We start from the raw sequence: 18,529 nt of genomic DNA, 5'->3' as shown, positions 1-18,529 counted from the left end.
CTGAATACTATAATATTTAGCGACACACATCCTGAAAAAGCTGTTCAGCTAACTGCTTTATGGTATTACCTTCAGGGTGTGTGTGTGCGAATGTTCTTAATCCATATATACCCATCATCAGATAGTGAGCGCGTTCATCAGCGTTGCGGTCGCTGACAATTTCATTTTTATCAATAGCCTTTTGCAATACTAAGGTAATAGCTTGTTGCCAGTTAGCGAGATGACGCGTGATAATGCCATGCACTTCTTCATCTTGTTCTGCGACTTCATTTAATGCCTTAGTCAGTAAACAAGCTCGTGATGCATCACAGCTCTGACACTCTAAAACGATATGATCCAGGTAACATTTGAGCTCAGCAAGCACCGGGCTTTGACCGGAAAAAATCCCGGTGAACTCTGCATTTCTATCCTGATGGTATTGCTCTAATGCGGCTAAGAGTAAGCCTCGCTTATTTTCAAACGCACAATAGATAGAACCAGGGTGTAAACCAGTGGCCTTTTTTAAATCTTGCATACTCGTTTTACCGTAACCTTTATCCATAAAGGAGGTCATGGCAGATCTCAGTACTTTCTCTCTATCAAATTCTGCAATACGCATGGCTAGTCGGTAACTCTTCTTGAGACTCTTTTTATCGCTGAGTCAAATTATCTAATGAAGTCTATTATAATCAATTTTGAATTTTTATTCAAAAATAGATCTTGAATGTTCATTCAAAAAAGAATATCTTGAACGTACATTCAAGAAACGGGCATCGCTATGACTGACAATTTATTTCAAACTTATGTGCTTAATGAGACTCTATCTTTAAAAAATCGTATTATTATGGCTCCTCTGACTCGTTGTATGGCTGATGATGAGTTAGTTCCGACCCAAGATATGGCTGACTACTATGGTCGTCGCGGCGGAGCTGGTTTAATTATTTCTGAAGCCGTGATTATACGTCCTGACGGTCAAGGTTATCCAAATACTCCTGGTTTATTCACGCCAGCTCAAATTGATGGATGGAGAATGGTAACTGATGCTGTACATCAAAATGGTGGGAAAATATTTGCGCAACTTTGGCACACCGGTCGTGTAGCACACCCACATTTTTACCAAGCAATTACGGGGAACCGGGATGTAATAGCGCCTTCTGAAGTAGGTGCTGATGGTACTGTACCAAGAATGCGCGAACTGATTTATCAAATACCAAAAGCTGTATCGATAGAAGAGATTGCTCAGCTTGTGAGTGACTATTCTCAAGCTGCGGCTAATGCTATAGACGCAGGTTTTGATGGTGTTGAAATACACGGAGCAAACGGTTATTTAATTGATCAGTTCTTACATCACGACAGTAACCACCGCAGTGATGAATATGGTCAGACACCTGAAAACATGTCCCGTTTCGCACTTGAGGTTGTTGATGCAATCATTGCTCGTATTGGTAATGAGAGAACGGCACTGCGTGTATCGCCGGGTGCATACTTCAATATGACTGGTGACAGCCGTGACCGTACTGTGTTCGATTATCTAGTCCCTGAACTTGAGAAACGTGATTTAGCCTTCTTACATATTGGTATTTTCGATGATTCGATGGAATTTGACTATTTAGGTGGTCGAGCATCAAGTTACGTTCGCAGCATTTATAACAAGACATTAGTGGGAGTGGGTAGCTTTACCGCTGAAGCTGGTAGCAAAGCGATTGCGGATGATAAATTTGATCTGCTGGCGATAGGTCGACCATTTATTGCCAACCCTGATTATGTCGAGCGTGTTCGAGATGGTAAGGAGTTAGTTGAATATTCAACTGAGATGCTGACGAGTCTAGTATAAGACTGATTGTCGATAGCAATAAATAATAAGAGGGTTAGCATTGTGCTAGCCCTTTTGTATTAAAGCGTTTACTTGAACCATTGTTTAGGTGAAATACCGAGTTTTTTTCTAAATACACGCGCTAGCGCTGAGCCATTTTCATAGCCCACCGCATTAGCTACAACGGCCACAGGCTTGTTTTGAAGTAGCAGACTCTTAGCGACAATAATACGCCAATCAATTATATAGTCGCCAGGGCTTTGACCTACCGTACGCTTAAATATGTCGGCAAACTTTGATCGAGACATAAGCGCTAGTTCAGCCATCTCTTCTAATCCCCATTGTCGTTCAGGTGACTCGTGTATAGCCAATAACACTTTAGATATTTGCGGATGTGCTAATCCTGCGAGCAGACCATGCTGGATTATGTTGTTATCAATAACATGGCGTAGCACGTAAATAATAAAGATATCCGTCAACGAGTTAATCATTGGTAGTCGTCCGCTATCTTCGTTAAATGCCTCTTCAAATAACCATTGCGCGGTTTTCATCAGCGCTTCGTTTTCACTGAGTTTGAAGCACAGTAATCTTGGCAAGGCATTTGCGATAGGATTCGCTGTATTTTCATTATAAACGATGCTCGCACAGACTAATTTAGGCGGATTTTCTTCACTAGAAATCACACGGTGCGCATGTTGTGTGGGGAAATACATCACTGTGGGCTCATTGATTAAATGTGAGGTTCCTTGCTCATCAATTATTGTGATCTCACCACTTTGCAATAGATGTAAATGACCTTTGTTTGGTTCTCGATTGAAATTAGAAATACCACAAAGATGACCGGTAAAAAACACTTCGGTATTCATTGAGAATCGTTGAAGAATGACTGATAACGGATCCATTATTACCTCATATAGGACTTTTTTGGACGATTGGGTTTAATGTTAGGACTATCTCATCCCTTTTGAATGATTGAAAGCACTATATTTACAACCAAGGAAAACAACCTTCGATTGCGTAACTGGTTAGCTGGTTAACATAAAAATTTTCATAAAATACGGAGAATACTATGAAGTTTTCAACATTTGTAAAATCAACATTCATGACGACAGCACTTGTCGCTAGCAGCTTAACTTTTGCTGCAAACATTGAAGTAAATGCGAACAGTAATGATATCGCAATCAGTGGTTACGATACTGTTTCTTACTTTACAAAAGGTACGCCAACTAAAGGGTCGAACAATTTCACGGCCGCTTACAATGGCGCCATTTATCAGTTTTCATCTGCCAGTAACCGCGATTTATTCAAAGCAGATCCAAGTAAATATGCACCACAATATGGTGGTTTTTGCGCGATGGGTGTGGCATTGAATAAAAAATTAGATACCGATCCAACTGCTTGGCATATTCGTGGCGATAAATTGTACCTGAATTACAACAAGGCTGTTCAGACAAAATGGAACACTGATATTCCTGGTTATATCGAAACAGCGCAAGTTAACTGGATTGATATTAAAGGATTAACTGAAGATCAAATCGAAAAAGTGTACGACTAATATTAAAACCTTGGAACGCACTAATGACGCTTTAACGATATAGGAACCATTATGAATAATAAATTAATAGCAAGTGCTGCATTAGCTGCTGTGATGTCTACAGGTGTTATAGCCTCTGCAGAAGCAGCAAGTAAAAAAGAAAAATGTTACGGCGTTGCGAAAGCGGGTCAAAACGATTGCGCGAACTTAGCCGGTACACATTCATGTGCAGGGCAATCAAGCCTGAGTAATGACAAAGGTGAGTGGAAATTAGTCACAAAAGGTACCTGCTCAGAATTAGGGGGATTGACTAAGAAGGAAGCCAAGCAGTTATATTTAGCATCTAAATAAGATTGAGGAGAATGTGTATGTCGGTAAATAGTAAAGATATGTTGGCAAGCAACAAGGATATATTAGTGGGCGTTGGATTAAGGCACCCACATTTTACCGACATATTAGCTTCGGCTAAGCAAGTTGACTTTGTCGAAGTGCATTCAGAGAACTTCTTTGGACAAGGTGGCGCTGCTTTATCTGTCCTTAATCAAGTAAGAGAGGCCTATCCTGTTAGTTTGCATTCAACGTCTATGGGTCTTGGATCGTTACAGGATATACCTACGAGTTATTTAACGCGTTTAAAGCAATTAACGCAAACCATCGATCCATTTCTAATGTCTGAACATGCTTGTTTTACGTGGGGACTATTACAAAATCAAATGCATGGGCAAGTGATACACAGCGGTGACTTATTACCGATAGCGCATACGCGTCATAATTTAAATCGAATGTGCGAGCAAATAGATAAAGTGCAATCGTACCTAGGACGTGAGCTAATTATTGAAAATGTGTCAGCTTATGTGAAATTTGATGAAAGTTATCTTTCTGAAGCCGAATTTCTAACGCAACTGTGTAAACAGACTGGCGCTAAAATACTGCTCGATATTAATAATATTGCGGTGAACAGCTTGAATTTTGAAGGTGGAAATATTCAGGAATCGGTCAATGATTATATAAATATTTTGCCAGTGAATAGTGTCGCGCAAATACATCTCGCGGGTTGTAGTACGGTTCCAGATGGTCAAATGGTTATTGATGATCATGCGCGGCCTGTTTCTGATGAAGTTTGGCAAGGGTATCGTCAAGCATTAGCGCGCTTTGGTGCTGTGCCAACACTGGTTGAATGGGATTCAGATTTACCAGAGTGGTCAGTGTTAATTTCTGAAGCACAAAAAGCACGTGCTATAGCTAATACCGTATTGGGGGCTCGCGATGAATGATGTTTATATCAATGAGCAGCAGCGTCTATTAAATGCTATTTGGAGTGATGGAGAGTCAGGCACAGATCTACATGGGTTTAGTGCTCAAGGTATCAGTATTTATCGTCGTAATTTGTTGGCCAATGCTGAACGCGCATTAAGAATAACTTTTCCTACAGTCTTTGAATTACTTGATGGTGATATTAGTACCTTCCTGGTCCATAAGTTTCTAAAATCATCGCCACCACTTCAAGGTGATTGGGGGCAATGGGGGCATGACTTTTCTGACTTTATCGCAACAACTGAAATTGGTGTGGATTATCCGTATCTTGCTAGTTGCACGGCTTTGGATTGGCATGTTCATTGTACGTTACATGGTCTGGATCAAACGTTAGATCAAGCGTCATTACAATTACTGGTTAATTGCGAACCCGAACATGTCTTTATTACATTTAACAACAATGTGAAATTGCTAAGCACAAGCTATCCAGTAGCTGACATTTTTGACGCACATAACCATGATGAGCAAGCGCAACGCGACATTGCGTTTAATCGTGCTAAGCAGGCCTTATCGTCAGTGCTGGTGGAGCATACTGTCATGGTTTACCGACCTCAATTTCAACCCCAAGTAACCAAGTTAACAGAGAGTGAAGGGCGCTTCACTTTATCTTTAATGTCGGGAAATTCGCTCGCTCAGTCGCTTGATACTGTAAGGCATGATAGTCGATTTTCATTTCAAACCTGGTTGATTAGCGCCATCGAACATAACCTAATTCATTATTTTAAAGAGAGTTAACCATGAACACTTCAAACTCATTGCTGTTATCAGCCAATCAAATCTATCGACGTATTACAGAAAAAGTAAGTATGTTAGAACCTGTTGCATTATTGGCCGCACGTTTTTATGTCGGTTGGGCTTTTTTTTCATCTGGACTGACAAAGCTAAATAGCTGGGACAGTACGTTATTTCTGTTTGAAGAGGAATATCACGTACCATTATTACCTTATGAACTGGCTGCTTATTTAGGGACTGCTGCTGAGATTATTTTACCCTTGTTATTGATGGCTGGATTAGCAAGTCGCTTCTCTGCATTAGGGTTATTTTTCGTCAATATTGTGGCCGTTATTAGCTTAGAAGATATTGCCGCTGCAGCTTACGCTCAGCATATATTATGGGGGACTCTATTGCTGCAAGTTGTTATCTTCAGCGGAGGTCGTTTTACTTTCGATTATGTGGTTAAACGTAAGGTAGATTTAACGTAATCAGCGGTAAGTACTCTGAAAGTAATCAGAACTTATGCATTATGGCACCGTCTATGGGTTATAAAACGACTTGTTGAGGCTGTATAGCCTTAGCAAGTCGTAGGCATGAGATCAGAATTTCATTTTACTGACCAATAAGCGTTTATTTTTTTTGTACCATAAAATGAGTAATAAGCTCGATATAAGTAACAGACCTGTTGCTGGCGCTGATACTGTTAAACCAACATCCCCATCAGTAACTGCCCAAGCATAATTGTCATTCCATTCATAATCACTAACAATATCACCCCATCGCAAACTAAAATCCCAATATTCCGTTAAGCTTGCTTTTGGTAAAGTACCATCCCAATAATTATAGTTTTGCATGTTGATAAACATATTCATGTTGGCGACGCCTGCCGCATCTGTTGCCGAAGGGTCTAAGCCGTCTTCAGCATCCAAACCAAAATAATTGTAATACAAATAACCTAGTTCACTTCCCGTACAGCCATCACCTGAAGTATAGCCTGTGCCGGGGTCGGTATAATCACAATTAGGATCAAATAAATCACGGGTAAATAGACGCCAGTCATTTACCCCTTGAAATACTAAGCCTGTTGCCCATGTATTTGCCTCTGCCCATGTCATCAGACCATCAGCATCATAACCACTAGTTTGTGAATAGTTAGCATCTTGTAACCAAGTAATGTCTTGAACATCGTCATATATTAAGCCATTTCCTCTATCAATTAATAATGCGTGAGACATGTTGGTAAAAAAAATCAGACACATAAAGATTAAAGCATGAATATTTATAGATTTATAAAATAGTTTCATCACTGTTGTTTCCCTTAAGGTTATTGGTTTTGTCACTATCGTTCTCCTTAATATAAAGTTGCCATTTTTTAACTGGTACTTTCATAGATGCATTAATTAATCCAACTTATTTATGTGTATGTTTATTAAAACCTTTCATATTTAATAAATAATGGCCTAACTAAGATGTGTTAAATTTTCTGACAACAGGAGTTTCGTAGGGGGAGCTTAAGAACTATATGTTGCGCCAATGTTAATTTGTTGTTAATTTATAATGGCAACCCTAATGGGGTAGTATCTCGTTTGTAAAAACGCCACGTTTAGTCAAAATTCAACGATAGATAAAGCTATCTTAGATAACTAAACGAACCATTATTATTTTATATAAGGTTTTAAATATGTCTCTGTCTACTTATTTTTATTTGAGTCTTCCGCTTTTACTTTCTGGATGCTTTGATTCTTCCCCTTCAACTGGTAATAATAGCCCTGAGTCTATTATTGAGGTATCTGGCCATGGAGGAAATGGGGCTACGGGAATTTATACTTATGGTCTTGATGAACTTGCCGATAAGCCATTAATAGTAACCAAAGATCATACTCGCGATAACTGTAAAATGAGCAATGAAAACTTTGAATTAAGAAATGGGTGGGAAAGTGCGTCTACTCACGCACCTATTGACGGAGGTTTTTGGAGTAATTATTATCCACGCGAAACTTTAACTTTTCCTTGCCCTACAAAGAATGAAATTCTTCAACATGAGCAAGACCAAAGAAATGGCAGCTTCTCGCCGATTAATGATGCTTGGTTTGTTTTAAATAATGCAGTGCCTTTTTATGAAGAATTATCAGGCGAGCTTCCTATGTCAGAAAAAATCACAATCATCTCGCACTATCAGTTTGGCGCTAATGCTCAGTATGTTCGCCCCGATCATGAATTTGCACCTGATCAGTTTAAAAATAATATCTTAATTTCCGATGGTATACATCGCGATGGTAGTGGAATTGAATATACTTATTCATTTGCCACAAGTGATATCTTAGTTCATGAATTGACCCATGCTTACACAGGTAAAAAGGGGCATTCATTCGAAAAAATAAATGATTTGAGGGATAGTTTAGGTGGTTGGTCGGAACATTTCTCAGATATAATAGCTGAATACTACCAGTTTAAAACAACGGGTAATACAGATCTTATTCATGGCGCTGATCATATGAAATGTAATATATCTGAGTCTGATTGTTCTAAAAATGTTAGAGATTTTAAAAACCCGCAATATAAAAATGTCATTGATGCAATCTCTGATCAAGGTAAAAACAGTCTGGATGAGCTAGAAGTACATATTATTGGAGATACTTTAAACTATTCCTTCTATCTTCTTCTTAAAGATGATAATTATGGCGTCTTTACTCTTGATGAGTTAATTAAAATTTATATAGATGCTGAAAAAAATGCTTGGGAATTAAATGCCTCTTCAAGCAGTAAAGACCTCGTAGACGGATTGATATCCTCAGCATCCCATCAGCGTTACTCTAAAGAGAAAATTTCAAAAATAAAAGAAGTTTTCACACAAACCGGATTTTATTCTGACTTGCCGTTGTAGCGACATGTAGATTAATGAGGTGTTAATCTCAATCAATACATGCTTTTTATAATACCCATAAACCTTGTTAGAGTCAGTAACCTAACAAGGTTTTTTCCATCAATGGCTACGAACATCTCTTGCCAACATGTGAAGACATCATCCTATATCCAGATATCGATTCGCCCTCTATCCTTGTTGCAACAAAGCCGCTAAGACCAGAAAACCATCGCTTAACATTATCAATTATGAAAATAATGGATTAATGACTTAAACCGAACTGAGACTAATTAGACTAAAACATACCGATTATTCAACTCAGTTCAATCCACCAATATTGGTTTGATATCAACATATTAAACCAATGAAATCCGTTCCTACATCCGCCCCCAAAGCAACCTAGCAGGTTAAAAAAAGAAACAAGAATGTAACACCTTGGTTTTAATGTTGAATTATTTGTGATCTAGATCTAAAAAAATATTCAAGAAGTGAGATAGGATTCAAATTAAATAACATCTCATTAACATCGGCAACTATCAACATCAGTTACTTTGTCACAACATATAATGCTTGGAGGGTCCGGTGCGCACTATATTTACGCTACTAATATCTGCATTTAATAAAGGCTTTACAGTTTTAGCTTTCACTATTTTATTTTCAACTGTCGCTGTTGCAGCTAGTTATATACCGACTATTGCAACTAGTCATATACCGCCTGCTGTCGATATAGTCACAAGCACAACTCATCACTTTAATTTCAGCGATAAAAAAGAAGTATCTGCGATTTTTTCGGTGAAACCTAAGGGATTAACATTATTATCCGCTGTTGTTCAGAGTGAATCAGTGGAGGATCCAGATCAAGTTAAAGAGTACAGACTTGATAATATGACATTTTCTATCGCTGACGATGAATATGTCTTTAAGAATGCAACACCACAGAAAGTGAGTCAGATCACGGTAAATTACAATGATGGTATAACGAATGATAACGTTGCGTTATTAAGATTTGATACCGTTGTTAAACCCTTTAGCTCGGTTGTATTTGAACTACCAGGGTTAGCACTCAGCAATATTAGTCATAATGACCAGATGAAGCTATTTTTGCCTCAAGTCATCTTTCCACCCAAGGATAAGTCTTGTGATAGGGTGCCAAGATATTGTTATCTGCCACCTAATCCAAAACAAAAAACAATATATAATACACATATAGTGATGTTGCACAATGCATTGAATACCGTTGCATTTCCCCCATTTATAACAAGAATAATTAATACATATTGCCCGTTTTTTAAGGAGTGTAAAAAGTATGGTACTCAACCCTTGTCATATGCATCACGTAATATGCTTTCATTAGGCGCTGAGGGTCATACGTTTAACATACGAGTATTGGCGGGCAATTATTTTTCAGCTGGCAGGGGGGGTGGTGATAGACCTTGGACTAATAATAAAAAAGCAGCGAACACCTCAGGTAAAGCGGCAGTTTACGAAGGTTATATTACAAAAGGCTCTGGGAGTTATAGACCCTATCATCAAAGAACCTATAATACGTTCTTTCATGAAACAAATCATGCATTTGGTTTTTCCCATGATTCAGCAATGACTTATGGCTTAGGTGTTCCGTATAGCCAAGTCTTTATTACTGAAAATTTTTCAGTAATAGACAGAACAACGATCGGTGAAGTAAACGTACCGTCTGTATTTGTGACAACGGAGCTTAACGCAAAAAATGAAATGACATTGGCATTTTATTATTTACCTGATGAAAAGGAATATGAACAGGTTTCACTTACGATGCTGGGATTATCACTTAATAGCGGTAGTATTGCTTATAAACTCGATAGTAAAAACAAGCCTGTTGATAATACCTTAGTGTTGCATTTTGATACATTACCCACCGCAACGACATATATTCGTACCCATAATACCGACACAAAATATTTATCGACCATTAAACTCTCTCCGAGTGAGCTAGTGCCAGTTGTTACCTATAATATCGAAGGCAATGACTATGGTATTCTCGATGATAAAGAGTTACTTAATAAAGATTATGATGGTAGGCAGAACCGAAATCTTTGTACAAATATGGATGGGTTACTTGCAACGAAAGATGAATATCAACGTCTTTGGAACTATTTAAAAGAGAATGATAAATTGAATCTATTACAGGAACGCGTATTTTTATCGAGAGATGAACCATCGAATAATACAATATGGAAATTAGAGTTTAATGACGATGTAATGTTAGCGAGTCAGCATTCTATAAATGATAAACTAGGCACTGATAAATCGCTGGTTTGTGTTAATAATAATTGACCGATTGCGTATTTTAATAACGATGTTACGCAGTTAAAGCCTGCATTTGTTTACAGGTTTTAACTGCTCCCTCGGCGTTGCGCATACAGTTGGTTATGGTTATCAAGTATGGCTAGGAGGTAGAGTCATCAATTATATACTCACATTGGCTCCATGCCACAACTGCTCACGTGAAGTAGATTTATAGTTTGTTTGGATAAAATCAATGAAGCAATCTGCCATCGAATATTGGGTAACAATCCCATCACCTTCCATCATGGTTAGTGCTTCATAACCTTCTTTACCTTTCATTGTATAAGCGGAAGAGGTTCCATAATAAATCATTTCATGATCGATATCGTTCCAACCATCTTCTTCCGTATAAATAGTAAGTTTAGCAATTCGCTCACCAAGGGGGCGTTCGCCGTAATAGCTAAAATTCAGGTTATAGGTATAAGGGTAGCTTCCCGAGCCAGAGCCTAGAACCCCATTATTGGTGGCGTTGTTGATTGCACCTTCTAGTGCCTGTGCGATATATTTGCCTTTGATACGATAAACACCAATGGGAACGACAAAGGGAAGTAGCTTACCTGCAATATCACCAATTGAAATATTACCCTGGTGTAAAGACGTTCTCACACCTCCAGCATTATGAATTGCAAAGTCGACGCGATGACCATTCTTATTCATCATATGAGCAAAAGATTCGGCTACTAGCGGGGCAATAACACTGCCACCCTTCTGATCAGGAATGCGGACATGTCGCATATTCTCTGCTAATTTAGCAATCACGGTATTTTGTAGCTTACGTACTCTAGGGATATATTTATCTTGTAGCAAGCTTTGTAGTGTCGCATCTTTTTTACATACAACTACGTTTTCGTGTTGAGTGAGGTAGAGGCTCGCCTTTGCATGGATTTCGTCATCATTGGCTGTTAACAAGCTTGCATCAAGACAAAGTCGGCGACCAATAAGCAGCTCATTTTTGCCCTTGAAAGTGTTAACCGAACCATCGGCTGCGAAATCAATCTCACAGTGACCAAGTGCCTGTGAATGAAGTCCCGCTTGAACAATATAAGTACCATTAACCTGATGCCCGTATTCAGATTCTTTTTTCAGACCTAAGTCACTGAAATCGCCGAGAAGCGTGTGGCTATGACCGCCAACAATCAAGCTGATACCATCCACTTCTTTCGCTAATTCACAATCACCATCAAAACCTAGATGACTCACTAATATTATCTTATTGATACCTGACTTTCGGATAGCTCGAACAGTATTTGTGGCTGTTTCAAAGGCATTAATAAATGGCGTGTCCGGATCTACATTCGCTATATCGGCCATCTTATCCAATGATACCCCGAATATTGCAATGGACTCGCCATCTACAACACGAGTCATCCAGCGTGCAGTTTTCTCATCAGGTTGATAAGAGAACAAGTTTGAACGACCGTTTAAATAATGAGATTTAGTTTGTATTTCGTTAGAAAGGTCCCAGTTACCAGCTAACAGTGGAAACTGAATACGATCTAAAAATGCAGCCACAGGTTCATTACCCATATCTAGCTCATGATTGCCAATTGTCATCACGTCAATGCCCAGTGCATTGAGCATATCTGAGTTGGCCTTACCTTTAAACAGCGAAAAATAGAGCGTCCCCTGGAAGCAATCTCCAGCATGAACAAATATAAAATCTCGATTATTTTGCAGGGCTGTCGCTTTAAGTTGTTTCGCTCTGGTCGCTATACGGGAAAACCCGCCATTACTAACATAAGGCGATATACTTTTTCCCTCAACGTTAAGCTGTAACTGCAGTGACTGAGGTTCGAAGTAGGAGTGCGTGTCATTTATATGTGCGAGAGTTATTCTAACTGGCTTATTATTCTTTATCATTATTTAACTAGACCTTGCCACCTAATTAGTGTCAGAAGAGAATGAGATTACTCAATAACGATAGCATGCCACTAAGTGTTGCATGTTTCACTAAATAATATACTAAACTTGACGATTTTAGTGCTAGATCTAAAAGCCTCCAACGAGGAGGTCTACCTCAATGAACCACGACACTGATAGTATTCGATTAAGCCATGGTTATGAAAGATAATCACGTAGTCCTTTCTTATCCAGCCTAAAGGACTCGCTGTTTTACTTATTATCAGGTTTTTGCGCCGTAATCCACAAGAGTGTTTCATTGCAGATTGTATGATATTCCTGAGCCTCAATTGTAAATCCGATACGTTGTAAATCACAAAATAACTCAGCGGGTTTCTTGTGGCTGTAATAAAACTCAGTATCCATGAATTTGATATAACCGCTAAACTCTTCAACCCCAGTAGCTTCCTTCGTTGCATAAGTAAATAGAAGTTTTCCTTTGGGTTTTAACCACTTAAATATTTCGGAAAAAAGATCGACATGAAGTTCAGATGGAATGTGAAAAAGGCTATACGTTGCTGTTACTGCATCAAACTCATTTGACTTAAATTTTACATCACTGATATCACTTCTAACAGCCTTCATTTTAGGCGCATACTTTGAAGCTAACTCGAGCATACGTTCAGAAAAATCGACACCTGTAACTTGCCAGTCATTATCTATAAAATAGCTGGCAACAGGCTCTCCAGCACCACAACCAAGATCAAGTAATTTTCCACTCTTAGACGCTAAATTAGAATAAAACGAGTTGAGGATGTCAGATATATCAAAAGCCCCTCTATTTACGTCATAAGTATCTGCAAAACTATTATATGTTTCCCGTAAAGAATTATTCATATTGCTCTCATATTTTGTGCTAACGTTTGTATAGTAAGACGTCTCGATTCAAACCCTGGTTCCACCTTAGCAAGATGGCAACCTCCTCAATAACTATTATCCAGTGCAATATCCTTTGAAAGATATTTTACACCCTCACAGGGTACCCCTTAGTGAATACCTTGTAAATTGTGAAACGTTATAAATAAATTAAAGATATGTAATTAAATGGGATATAAATCAAAGTGATTCAGCTCTACTTGCTTTAAACCTCCCTCAAAGCCTTGATCGCAATTAGGTATCATAAATCTCTGGTGGATAGTGTTGCCCTGATATATTGATGCCCATGTTGTCATGCCCATGTTGTCATGCCCAGTAAATTATCAACACTTTGATTTATATCGCTAACTTTTCTATACAACCGGAAATACTAATTGCTAATTCTAATAATATTGCTCATATTATGAGCATTACTACAAGATTAAAACGAAGGCTCGATTATCGAACATATTATTTACGACTTAAAACCTGATTACGGCATCCAAAGCACCAGTGGTGAGAGCCTTATACGCTCAACATATCAATCCCACACCTTTTTTCACTACCTCAATAAGTTGGGAAGAGTATGATAAACAAAATCAGCCAACACTATCTCACACCTACGCTCATACCTGCGTTGCAACCAGCCATCGCCAAACTTATGCTGGGAACCTTTGCTGAAGTGGTTGCTGCACTCGCAAAAATAGGCGCACTATTGTGCTTAATACAATTAATTGACGACCTCTCGAGTAAATGGATTTTCAGTGCAATCGGCCTTTGGATCGTTAGTGCTGCCGTCTCTTCATTAGCATCCTGGTGGGTTCATGAAGCTGAATCCCAATTTGCCTCTCAACTACGCCGTCAAGTGGCTCAGCATCTGGCTAGGTTACCAAGCAAAACCGTCTCTCGATATGGTGAGAATCAACTTCGCCGGTTGGTTTCGGAGGACATTAATACACTGCACCATATGATTGCCCACTTACCGTCTGAATTTGTCACGTTTATGTTGGTGCCATTAGCGTCCATTCTCATCATGTTGAGTTTGGCTGGGCCAATTGCGCTTTTAGCCCTTATCCCTGGTCTTATCGCCTCACTTTACTATCTGCTGTTTCTACCCAAGTATGCGGCCAAATATGGCACTGAACGCATGAACATTATGGGTGAGATTGTTACTGCAGTGAACGACTACACAAGGGGCATCCGAGTCAACCGTATTTATGGTACTCAATCGGGCGCCATTGCCAATTATCGACATGCCACGCAACGCTTTACAGACGGTATCGTAAAGTGGGTGAGCAATGTTGCACTTGCTGCTGCGGTTTCTGTCGCGCTGCTACAAGCGGTCGCCACTTTAGCTATCGCTTACACGATTTCCTATGAGTTAAGTCCTTCGGCCATGGCTTCGGTTTTCTTTTTTGGCCTTGCCATCGTGACACCCGTGCTAAAGTTGGGCCACGGCTTAGACTATGTAACGGCAGGTAAAAACGCCGCAAAACACATCAGCGACTTTTTACAAGAAAGCACCATCGCTTCAGGCCAAGTCAAGCGAGAGAGTAAATCAGACTCGTTACATGCCGAACACATCAAGGTTGTAACCGAGCAAAAAACGATCATTAACGATCTTTCTTACTCTTTTCTTCCGGGCTCTTTTACAGCCATTATGGGCCCGAGTGGTGTTGGTAAAAGTACTTTTTTACGTATCTTATCCGGTTACGAACAGCCTTCATCAGGGACCGTTACCCTAGGCCATGATGATATATCAGACCTTGATGAAATATCGCGACATAATGCAATACGCTTCGTACCCCAAAACACCGGTGTTTTGAAAACAACGGTGCGAGAGAATCTGCAATTGGCTACACCAGATGCGACTGACGATACGTTTCGCGATGCACTGAGCCGCGCCCAGTTGATTATTGATCTTGCAGCGGACGCATCCTCTCTCTCAGGCGGGCAACAACAACGCATCTCGCTTGCTAACGTGTTCTTAAGTAACGCCAACATCATCTTACTTGACGAGCCTACTAGCGCCCTTGATAAGGAAACTGCGCTGCTTGTGATGCAAAACTTGTGTTCACTGGCTCACCAACAAGGTAAAACCATTATTGTAGTAACCCATGACTCTGACCTCGCTAAGCAAACAGATTTTACGCTGACATTAACTCGAAACGCTGACAAACAGGACGAAGAAGTATGACGAACAACAGCACTAATTCCGCTAGTAACGTACTTCCAGAACAGGCAAAACGTCGGCTGTTCCTTGTTGGCACTGGTTGGGTTCTCGTTGCCGTACTGGAAGCTGCAGCCTACACTGTTTTGGCCCTAGCCATAGTTGAACAGCGGCCACCTATGTATGTTTTGGTGGCCGCGGCTACTGCAATCTTGGCAACTGTGATAGTCACTCGATCTGGATTTTTGTCCGGAGCAAAACTTACTGGTGATCTCTATTCAGCGCTTGGTAAAGCACTTAGCCAAGCAAAGCTAGCTTGGTTTACCGACCATCACAGAACGCAAACAACTCAACTAGCAGAGCGTGGCATTCCTGGTTTTATGAGCATACCAGCTCACCAACTGCAAACCTTCCTACACGCGCCACTCCTACCTTTATTTCTGGTGGTTGGAATTGGTCTAGTTGATGGTTTAACCATAGCGGCGCTGAGTGCAGCATTACTCGCAAGCGCGTTATTCATTCAATATAAAGCGCAATTGGCACTGATCCATACCGATAGCGATCGACACAGCGCAGATGTGAATGCCACCAAATACACTCTCGAACTGATCGACCACCTCGATCTACTGCGCGCGACCGCGGGTCCAAAGCGGGCAGTTGAACGAATTGAAGCAAGTTGGACTAAGCAAGAACAAGTTCACAAAGGCATCAACCGTGCCGCATCTAAAACCACATTTGTATCGACGCTCGCGACAATTTTACCGCTGGCAGGTATGGCGACTTACTTGGTTGTCTCTGGTACAACAGAGCCACTATTGATTTTATCGCTTTTGATACTCATCACTAGAGCAGCAGCGCCTTTGGGCGAGTTAGCATTGGCTGGGTTTGCGATTAATGATGTGCGCGCAGCGATTAAAGACTATATTCATTTATCCACGGTACCAAGCTTGCTAGAGCCTAAACCAGAAAATGCTCAGCAGCCAAATCATCACAAATTACAGTTACATAATGTTGGCTGCTCAGACATTTTTATTGGTGCAAACGCAGAAATTTTAGAAGGCGCGAAAGTTGTGATTAATGGACCAAGTGGCGGTGGTAAGAGTACTCTGTTAGGTTTGCTGATGCGATTTGATGACCCTACACAAGGTCGAATTACCCTGGGTGGTGTCGATATAAAACAGACCCGTTACGACGTGCTCACTCAATATTTTTCTTACGTTGCACAAGATCCTATTGTTTTCACTGGGACTTTGGCAGACAACATCCGCTTAGGTAAACCCGATGCGAGCGATGAAGAAATCGAGCGATGTGCAAGGCATGCTCAGTTAAGTGAGGTAATAGATCGTTCTGAATTAGGTATTCATCAACTTATTGGGCAAAAAGGTGCAGCGTTATCCGGTGGCGAGAAACAAAGGTTGGCTATTTCACGCGCTCTAATCAAGCAAGCACCTATACTGATTTTTGACGAAGCCACGTCGGCACTTGATGATGCTACCGAGAGACTTATCGCAGAACATGTTCATTCTCTAAAAGCGACAGTAATTGTGGTAACACACAGAGAAGCAAGTATCTGGCAACCGACAATGGAATTTAATATACAAAGCCAAACTGTCACCCATCAGTTACACAATACTAAGTCCAAGCCGAGCAAAACGATTGCATCGGAACCAGCATAGTACGATTTTGTTTCAAAAGAGGTCACACAGGATTGTTTACATTTAGTGTGAAGGGCTTAAAAGGTGCAACCAAATATTCTGGTCGCACCTTTGTGATTAATTCCTAAATATTAAGCCTTAGGTTTGACTCGACTTCATCTATTAACGATAGCGGGACAGCTTGTTCGGTAGCGAGTGTACGCCACGTAGATACATGTTGTGTGATCTCGTCGATGGTTTCGTCTATGAGTTTTTTAGTAAATAGGGGACTTAGTGTACTCAGGCTATAGAAATCACTACGCTCAAAATTATCACGCTTACCGTTGAGAGTCATCCAATGACAACTGACCCAGTCGCTATCTGGCTTGTATGAGTATGCAATGTCGTAAGCCGGAGAAAGAGACCAGGTACCGGCATCGCTCATCATAAATCCAAAGTTCTTTGAGTGGTCGTCATGGTTACGCGATACGATATTAAAGATTAAGCGTCTTAATAGCTGCATAGCCTCTGGCGCTTTCAGTCTTAGTTGACGGACGACTCCAAACAATTCCTCATACGAGTATGAGCCCGCTTGCTTGTAGCTAACATGTGCCATTGCATTCAGGGTCTGCACGTGTACGCGCTTGTTTCCGATTCTATCGAAACGTTGAGTGATAAAGTGGCGACGATCACCTTCGTTCAATAGTTGAGTTGGCATCATATCAATACCGCAAAGCTTATTTGCCATGAGATAATACGTATATTCCATCGCGCCGTAACCTAGTGGGTCACCAAATGTCTCTTTGTTCTTGTTATGCTCACTGACACCATCAAATTTCATTAAGTAATGGGTAAATCCGTCAGGGACTTCAACTTGGCCGGATCTAACTTCGCTAAAACTCTCGTTAAATGCCAAAACTGCTTTAGGTCTGGCACCACCTGCGCTCATTCCGACAGACATAAGTTCTAACATGGCGTCTTTGTTTTCACGGCCAGCATGATCAAGTTCAACGCCAAAGTCTTGTCTCTCAGAGAGAATGTTTTGAGCGACAGAAACCAGAGACTTGATCTCTATCTCTTGCGACTTATTGAAAGAGTTACCGTATTTCTTTGGCGGAGAATAAGACAATGCACCCATTCCTCTCGCTCCCGTATACTTTAAACGTTCAAGCGGGGTTATTTCACTGGGTAATCGTCCGTTTCGAGCTACCCAAGCATTGAGGACTGTATTACCGAAATCATCTGGTAAAGAGTCAGCCAAAAGCCCCGAAAGACCTTTAAAAGTAGCATGATCGATTGATGGGAATGAATAAATTTTCTTAGAGAGTGGCATCATTAGGGGAGATAGTTCAATCCCACTAGAAATGAAGCTAGGATCGTACTCAAACGCGCTTTGCTTTGTCACTGGGTCGTAGCTGGCAGCGCCGAC

16 protein-coding genes are annotated in these 18,529 nt (G+C 40.4%); 10 read left to right on the top strand and 6 right to left on the bottom strand.

The features are described 5' to 3' along the window. Nucleotides 1–16: 16 nt before the first annotated feature. Nucleotides 17–598, bottom strand: a complete 582-nt coding sequence (locus tag HWV02_RS11610) for a TetR/AcrR family transcriptional regulator (RefSeq protein WP_211679899.1) — start codon at nucleotides 596–598, stop codon at nucleotides 17–19. A gap of 159 nt (nucleotides 599–757) precedes the next feature. Between HWV02_RS11610 and HWV02_RS11605 the strand changes: the two genes are divergently transcribed. Beyond that, nucleotides 758–1,813 carry an alkene reductase gene (locus tag HWV02_RS11605; RefSeq protein WP_211687844.1) on the top strand — a complete coding sequence of 352 codons (1,056 nt, stop codon included), beginning with the start codon at nucleotides 758–760 and terminating at the stop codon, nucleotides 1,811–1,813. Between the two features lie 68 nt (nucleotides 1,814–1,881). Here HWV02_RS11605 and HWV02_RS11600 read toward each other — a convergent pair whose 3' ends face one another. Further along, nucleotides 1,882–2,694, bottom strand: coding sequence for an AraC family transcriptional regulator (locus HWV02_RS11600; RefSeq protein WP_211687842.1), 813 nt, complete (start codon nucleotides 2,692–2,694; stop codon nucleotides 1,882–1,884). Nucleotides 2,695–2,861: 167 nt separating this feature from the next. On the opposite strand from HWV02_RS11600, the gene HWV02_RS11595 reads away from it, so the two are divergent. From HWV02_RS11595 to HWV02_RS11575, 5 genes are read left to right on the top strand one after another with little or no spacing between them, the layout of a single operon-like run. Continuing rightward, nucleotides 2,862–3,347 (top strand): YHS domain-containing (seleno)protein, encoded by a 486-nt coding sequence (locus HWV02_RS11595; RefSeq protein WP_211679893.1) that lies wholly within the window; start codon nucleotides 2,862–2,864, stop codon nucleotides 3,345–3,347. Nucleotides 3,348–3,398: 51 nt separating this feature from the next. Then, nucleotides 3,399–3,677, top strand: coding sequence for a DUF2282 domain-containing protein (locus HWV02_RS11590; RefSeq protein WP_211679891.1), 279 nt, complete (start codon nucleotides 3,399–3,401; stop codon nucleotides 3,675–3,677). A gap of 17 nt (nucleotides 3,678–3,694) precedes the next feature. After that, nucleotides 3,695–4,600: a DUF692 family multinuclear iron-containing protein gene (locus tag HWV02_RS11585; protein WP_255550292.1), complete on the top strand. Its 906-nt coding sequence runs from the start codon at nucleotides 3,695–3,697 to the stop codon at nucleotides 4,598–4,600. Continuing rightward, a complete protein-coding gene (locus HWV02_RS11580; RefSeq protein WP_211687841.1) occupies nucleotides 4,593–5,375 on the top strand; it encodes a DNA-binding domain-containing protein in 783 nt (260 codons plus the stop codon). Before HWV02_RS11585 ends, HWV02_RS11580 begins: the two co-directional genes overlap by 8 nt. Before the next feature lie 2 nt (nucleotides 5,376–5,377). Then, on the top strand, nucleotides 5,378–5,842 hold the full coding sequence (locus HWV02_RS11575) for a DoxX family protein (protein WP_211679888.1): 465 nt from the start codon (nucleotides 5,378–5,380) through the stop codon (nucleotides 5,840–5,842). A gap of 111 nt (nucleotides 5,843–5,953) precedes the next feature. Here the strand turns inward: HWV02_RS11575 and HWV02_RS11570 are convergent, their stop codons facing one another. Continuing rightward, complete coding sequence (locus HWV02_RS11570; protein ID WP_211679886.1) at nucleotides 5,954–6,694, bottom strand: DUF1566 domain-containing protein; 741 nt, start codon at nucleotides 6,692–6,694, stop codon at nucleotides 5,954–5,956. A 341-nt stretch (nucleotides 6,695–7,035) separates the two neighbouring features. Here HWV02_RS11570 and HWV02_RS11565 point away from each other — a divergent pair, with 341 nt between their 5' ends. Together HWV02_RS11565 and HWV02_RS11560 are read left to right on the top strand one after the other, a co-directional pair. Beyond that, nucleotides 7,036–8,238 (top strand): M4 family metallopeptidase, encoded by a 1,203-nt coding sequence (locus HWV02_RS11565; RefSeq protein ID WP_211679882.1) that lies wholly within the window; start codon nucleotides 7,036–7,038, stop codon nucleotides 8,236–8,238. Nucleotides 8,239–8,799: 561 nt separating this feature from the next. Next, nucleotides 8,800–10,530 (top strand): hypothetical protein, encoded by a 1,731-nt coding sequence (locus HWV02_RS11560; RefSeq protein WP_211687839.1) that lies wholly within the window; start codon nucleotides 8,800–8,802, stop codon nucleotides 10,528–10,530. 132 nt (nucleotides 10,531–10,662) lie between these two features. Here HWV02_RS11560 and HWV02_RS11555 read toward each other — a convergent pair whose 3' ends face one another. Together HWV02_RS11555 and HWV02_RS11550 are read right to left on the bottom strand one after the other, a co-directional pair. Then, entirely contained in the window at nucleotides 10,663–12,402 is a 1,740-nt protein-coding gene (locus HWV02_RS11555; protein ID WP_211679878.1) for a bifunctional UDP-sugar hydrolase/5'-nucleotidase, read from the bottom strand. A gap of 252 nt (nucleotides 12,403–12,654) precedes the next feature. Further along, nucleotides 12,655–13,278 (bottom strand): bifunctional 2-polyprenyl-6-hydroxyphenol methylase/3-demethylubiquinol 3-O-methyltransferase UbiG, encoded by a 624-nt coding sequence (locus HWV02_RS11550; protein ID WP_211675569.1) that lies wholly within the window; start codon nucleotides 13,276–13,278, stop codon nucleotides 12,655–12,657. Nucleotides 13,279–13,882: 604 nt separating this feature from the next. On the opposite strand from HWV02_RS11550, the gene HWV02_RS11545 reads away from it, so the two are divergent. Both HWV02_RS11545 and HWV02_RS11540 read left to right on the top strand, forming a co-directional pair. Further along, on the top strand, nucleotides 13,883–15,493 hold the full coding sequence (locus HWV02_RS11545; RefSeq protein ID WP_211687837.1) for an ABC transporter ATP-binding protein: 1,611 nt from the start codon (nucleotides 13,883–13,885) through the stop codon (nucleotides 15,491–15,493). Beyond that, nucleotides 15,490–17,142: an ABC transporter ATP-binding protein gene (locus tag HWV02_RS11540; protein WP_211687835.1), complete on the top strand. Its 1,653-nt coding sequence runs from the start codon at nucleotides 15,490–15,492 to the stop codon at nucleotides 17,140–17,142. Before HWV02_RS11545 ends, HWV02_RS11540 begins: the two co-directional genes overlap by 4 nt. 103 nt (nucleotides 17,143–17,245) lie before the next feature. Here HWV02_RS11540 and HWV02_RS11535 read toward each other — a convergent pair whose 3' ends face one another. Further along, nucleotides 17,246–18,505, bottom strand: a complete 1,260-nt coding sequence (locus HWV02_RS11535) for a type II toxin-antitoxin system HipA family toxin (RefSeq protein ID WP_255550291.1) — start codon at nucleotides 18,503–18,505, stop codon at nucleotides 17,246–17,248. Nucleotides 18,506–18,529 lie beyond the last annotated feature (24 nt).

The sequence above is a fragment of the Moritella sp. 28 genome, assembly GCF_018219435.1.
Lineage (GTDB): Bacteria > Pseudomonadota > Gammaproteobacteria > Enterobacterales > Moritellaceae > Moritella.
The sequence above is the reverse complement of the archived record's forward strand: the minus strand, read 5'-3'. Positions and strand labels throughout refer to the sequence as shown.

Excerpts from the sequence above, each read along its gene's own strand:
- HWV02_RS11610 (WP_211679899.1), bottom strand. The coding sequence starts at position 598 with ATGCGTATTGCAGAATTTGATAGAGAGAAAGTACTGAGATCTGCCATG.
- HWV02_RS11605 (WP_211687844.1), top strand. The coding sequence starts at position 758 with ATGACTGACAATTTATTTCAAACTTATGTGCTTAATGAGACTCTATCT.
- HWV02_RS11600 (WP_211687842.1), bottom strand. The coding sequence starts at position 2,694 with ATGGATCCGTTATCAGTCATTCTTCAACGATTCTCAATGAATACCGAA.
- HWV02_RS11595 (WP_211679893.1), top strand. The coding sequence starts at position 2,862 with ATGAAGTTTTCAACATTTGTAAAATCAACATTCATGACGACAGCACTT.
- HWV02_RS11590 (WP_211679891.1), top strand. The coding sequence starts at position 3,399 with ATGAATAATAAATTAATAGCAAGTGCTGCATTAGCTGCTGTGATGTCT.
- HWV02_RS11585 (WP_255550292.1), top strand. The coding sequence starts at position 3,695 with ATGTCGGTAAATAGTAAAGATATGTTGGCAAGCAACAAGGATATATTA.
- HWV02_RS11580 (WP_211687841.1), top strand. The coding sequence starts at position 4,593 with ATGAATGATGTTTATATCAATGAGCAGCAGCGTCTATTAAATGCTATT.
- HWV02_RS11575 (WP_211679888.1), top strand. The coding sequence starts at position 5,378 with ATGAACACTTCAAACTCATTGCTGTTATCAGCCAATCAAATCTATCGA.
- HWV02_RS11565 (WP_211679882.1), top strand. The coding sequence starts at position 7,036 with ATGTCTCTGTCTACTTATTTTTATTTGAGTCTTCCGCTTTTACTTTCT.
- HWV02_RS11555 (WP_211679878.1), bottom strand. The coding sequence starts at position 12,402 with ATGATAAAGAATAATAAGCCAGTTAGAATAACTCTCGCACATATAAAT.
- HWV02_RS11550 (WP_211675569.1), bottom strand. The coding sequence starts at position 13,278 with ATGAATAATTCTTTACGGGAAACATATAATAGTTTTGCAGATACTTAT.
- HWV02_RS11545 (WP_211687837.1), top strand. The coding sequence starts at position 13,883 with ATGATAAACAAAATCAGCCAACACTATCTCACACCTACGCTCATACCT.
- HWV02_RS11540 (WP_211687835.1), top strand. The coding sequence starts at position 15,490 with ATGACGAACAACAGCACTAATTCCGCTAGTAACGTACTTCCAGAACAG.